The 4,091-nt window shown below is 54.7% G+C and carries 5 protein-coding genes; 2 read left to right on the plus strand and 3 right to left on the minus strand.

Going from position 1 to position 4,091, the window contains the following annotated elements:
* Window positions 1–757: SIS domain-containing protein (locus VIL80_RS11900; protein ID WP_332036326.1), on the plus strand; the 757-nt coding region annotated here is incomplete at its 5' end.
* Window positions 758–800: 43 nt separating this feature from the next.
* On the plus strand, window positions 801–1,670 hold the full coding sequence (locus VIL80_RS11905) for an alpha/beta hydrolase (RefSeq protein ID WP_332036327.1): 870 nt from the start codon (window positions 801–803) through the stop codon (window positions 1,668–1,670).
* 250 nt (window positions 1,671–1,920) lie between these two features.
* On the opposite strand, the gene VIL80_RS11910 is transcribed toward VIL80_RS11905, so the two are convergent.
* The 3 genes from VIL80_RS11910 to VIL80_RS11920 form a co-directional block, all read right to left on the minus strand.
* Window positions 1,921–2,787: a hypothetical protein gene (locus VIL80_RS11910; protein ID WP_332036328.1), complete on the minus strand. Its 867-nt coding sequence runs from the start codon at window positions 2,785–2,787 to the stop codon at window positions 1,921–1,923.
* Between the two features lie 59 nt (window positions 2,788–2,846).
* Window positions 2,847–3,734 carry an oxygenase MpaB family protein gene (locus VIL80_RS11915; protein ID WP_332036329.1) on the minus strand — a complete coding sequence of 296 codons (888 nt, stop codon included), beginning with the start codon at window positions 3,732–3,734 and terminating at the stop codon, window positions 2,847–2,849.
* Window positions 3,721–4,091: oxygenase MpaB family protein (locus tag VIL80_RS11920; protein ID WP_332036330.1), on the minus strand; the 371-nt coding region annotated here is incomplete at its 5' end. The genes VIL80_RS11920 and VIL80_RS11915, both read right to left, overlap by 14 nt.

Here is a 4,091-nt window from a genome sequence, read left to right on the forward strand (position 1 = left end):
CGCGTTGCGCCAGGCCAAGGAGCTCGGCTATCTCGCCTCCATGACCATCTGCAACGTGCCCAACAGCTCCCTGGTGCGCGAATCCGAACTGCACTTGATGACAGAAGCCGGCCCCGAAATCGGCGTCGCTTCCACCAAGGCCTTCACCACCCAGCTGGTGGCACTACAAATCTTCTGTATCGCGTTGGCCAAGGCCAACGGCATGAGCGGCGAGCGCGAAGCGGAACTGGTGAGCGCCCTGCACCAGCTGCCGAAGCTGATGGAAAAATTCACCGGTCTCGACGCGCTGGTACAGGCCACCAGTGAAGCCTTCGCGGAAAAAAATCACGCGCTGTTTTTAGGCCGCGGCGTGGAATACCCGATCGCATTGGAGGGTGCGCTCAAGCTGAAGGAAATTTCCTACATTCATGCGGAAGCCTATCCGGCGGGTGAATTGAAACACGGCCCGCTGGCGCTGGTGGACTCGGATATGCCGGTGATCGTCGTGGCCCCCAACGACGAGCTGCTGGAAAAGCTCAAGTCCAACCTGCAGGAAGTGCGCGCCCGCGGTGGAGAGCTGTTTGTATTTGCCAGCCCGCAAGCGGGATTCAAAAGTGAGTCGGGCGTGACCGTGGTGGAGGTGCCGGATGCACCGGAGAGCCTGCAGCCGATTCTATACACCGTACCGCTGCAGTTGCTGAGTTATCACGTGGCGCTGTTGAAAGGTACGGATGTGGATCAGCCGCGGAATCTGGCTAAATCAGTGACCGTTGAATAAGTTGTTATGCTTAACGTCTTCCTTGCCCGACAGGGGGAAATCGATGTTGCGCAGACTGACTCTGGTATTGATCGCTAGTATTTCGACGGTGTTGCTGTCGGCCTGCTCCTCGGGCGCATTTTTTCTTGCCAACCTGCCGGTGAAATTCGCTCGCCCAGAAGTGCACCGGGATATCAGCTACGGTCCGCAGCCGTGGCAAAAGCTGGACATCTACTTGCCGGAGGAAACAAGCGCCCCGGCGCCGGTACTGGTGTTTTTCTACGGTGGGCGCTGGAGCTTTGGCAAAAAAGAGCAGTACGCATTTGTCGCCAAAACATTTGCCGACGCTGGCTATATTGTGGTGCTGCCGGACTACTCCAAGTACCCGGCGGTGAAATTTCCGGTGTTTGTCGAAGATGCTGCCAAGGCGGTCGCTTGGACACACGACCACATACATCTTTATGGCGGCGACACCTCGCGCTTCTATATCTCGGGCCACTCGTCCGGTGCACATATGGGTGCCTTGGTCGCGGCCAATCCCGAGTATCTGAAAACCGAGGGCAAGCCGCTTTCCATCGTCACTGCCTTTGCCGGGTTGGCCGGGCCCTATGATTTCGTACCGGAAGCGGAAGATCTGAAAGACATTTTCGGCCCGCCGAACAATTATCCGAATATGCAGGTGCCGACCTTTGTCCGCGGCGACGAGCCGCCGATGCTCTTGTTACATGGCGCCGACGACAAGGATGTGATTCAGCGCAACCTGAATCGGCTGAGAGATAAAATCGAGAAGTCTGGCGGCGCTGTGGAAGCCCACATATACGATGACGTGGACCATATCGATATGATCGGATCTCTCAGCTGGCTATTGGAATTTAAGGCGCCTGTAGAGAGGGATATGTTGGAATTTTTCGAGCGTCAATCACCGAAGCAGTAAACTAAGTAGAGCAAGCGTCCGCCTGTCCGCCACATTCACCAGGAACAATGCGTAGTTGTGTACCGGTGCAGTACTCCAGAATTTGCAGCTTGGCCTGCGCTGTACAGCGGTGCATTGGCGACAAAGATCTTGCTTTCGTCCGCCTGCGGCGACCGGCAATTAAGCACATCCGATATAGCCACGGCCTTGGATTTCTGGCCCCGCGGAGTCGCAAAACTGCCAGCTACCAAGCCTTTGAATTCTGGAGGGCTCAGGTGATCCAGGTTAGCCGCGATTCCTTGAGCATCCATTTCCCGTCCTTGTTTTCGTACACAGCCTCTCCCCCCTGGTAAACCAGTTCGAAATGGACAATGGCCTTGGTCAGCTCACCATTGAAATCAATCCGGCTGATGGTTGGGTCGGTGACCAGTCGCCATCCTCCCCAGTGGCCGTGGTAAATTTTCAAATATTGATTGAGGAATTGCAGTCGCTTGTTGCTTTCACCAATCGCCATTGCCGGGGCCATGATGTTGCCCTGGCCTGCAGGGGTGGATTCTCCACCGAGAAACATTAATAACCGGTTTTTGTATTCCTCGGTGAGAATGAGGGCGAGTTTGTTGCCCTGAACCTGAGGACGGAAATTATTGAGAGTGGACTCGAAAATAATGTTATCGGGATCAATAGGATATCGATCCTGCTTTAACTGCTCATAGACGTTAACGTCGATGCTGTTCTGCACGACATAGTATTTTACACCGGCGAACTGATCGTTACCCCACTCAGGCCTACCGATGCGTCCGAGATTTGCGGGTTGATAGAAATCCTTGAATATTTCGTAAGTGAAGCGGAAGGCTTTCGGCAGCGCGTCAAGTTGCCGATTGGTGATCGGCGGATTGAGGTTTGCCCAGCCGTTGAAAAAGCTGTCCAGCAATGTGCTGTTCTGGTCCAGGTAGGCCCGATAAAGACGGAACTCCTGATATAGCTCGCGCTCACCTCGCTTGTATTCAGGGACTTCATCGTAAAGATTATCTGGAATAAATGGTTGTTGCTGGGACAGCTTTTCCTGTGGGCAGGCGCATTCTTCTGCAGGTGTTTTACTGCTGAGAAGAGCAAGTAGAATCAGGGTGAGAATACGCATAGCCGGGCTCTTCCATTGGCACTGGCCTAGTATGGACTCGAAAACATACAGATAAACAGCTAATCCGTAGTTTGTACTGTTTTGAGCTTCACACTATCGCGCTCGAGTTTTAACAGTCGTTCCGGCGCCAGCTGTGCTATTTCATAGCCCTGAGGGTAAGTGCGATGTCCGTCGGGCCAGACTGGTTCCGCGGATCGGCCGAATAGTGCCAGCCAATTAGCGCGCACTCTCAGCATAAGTGTCACCGCTGTTTTGTATATGCGACCCGGGGCGTCAAGTTGCACCGCCTTGCGTGTTGCTTCGTCCAATAGCACCGCGGATACAGGTCTTACAAAATATCTAAATGGCTTGGGCAGCCAGGATTCCACAACCGCAAGCGTTGCATTGGATACCGAGCGATTGGCGCTACTGAACGTGAAGTGGTCACGCACATATTGTTCACTGAACTGGCGCATGGCGTTCAGCGATGGGGGAATATTCTGTATTGCCATACGCTGCCCGACGTTACGCCAAAAAACGTAAAGCGCGACCTGTTCGTTTTCGCTCAATCTGCGCCAACCGTAGCGCTGGATCCAGTCGATGGGGTCCAGCATGAAGGTGGAAAGTACGAACAGGTAGTCTTCGTTGCGGATGGAAAAATACCCGTGGGTGCGGTTGATCCTCTGCAGTGCGGAACGGCCCTCAGGACTGTCGTAGCCAAAGCGCAACAGCTGCAGCATCAGCAGTGAGGTATCGTCGTAGCGCTTTTGCCCGTTGCTGGTAAATTCGCCGGTGCGCGCAAGCAATCCGCTGATACTAGGCGAGGCAAATGTCCTGAACAGGGCCAGCTCCAGTGCGCGGTTGAAATCCCACAGGAATCCATCGCAAACAATCAGGCGAGCGATTTCGCAGTGATCTTCATGGGCGCACAAACCGGCGATTATTTTTCGAATCTTATTTCTGAACATTTCTGGCGCTACGGTAGAGATAATTTTCCGGTAGCCCGAGACGCTGGCAGGCGTGTACAGCTGGACTGGCCTTGATTACAAGCCGGTCCGCCAGGCGACCGGTAAGCCTTATCAGACGTCGCTCCCAGTTTTTCAGGCGCCAGCGAGTTTGGAGCTGTAGCGATTGCTGTGCCCAACCCGGCAGGATATCCACGGCGGCGCGCACCAGAATGCGCTGATACGGACGCAGCGGTAACGGAAATATCGGAGTGCGCAGCATCAGTTCCAGGAACTCGTCGATGATGTCCGTGGCTTGCAGTTGCGGGCGCATCTGCTCGAACAGGGCTTCCAGCGCCGCCACCGAATCCGGCGCGCCAA

This window comes from Microbulbifer sp., assembly GCF_036563125.1.
Taxonomy (GTDB): domain Bacteria; phylum Pseudomonadota; class Gammaproteobacteria; order Pseudomonadales; family Cellvibrionaceae; genus Microbulbifer.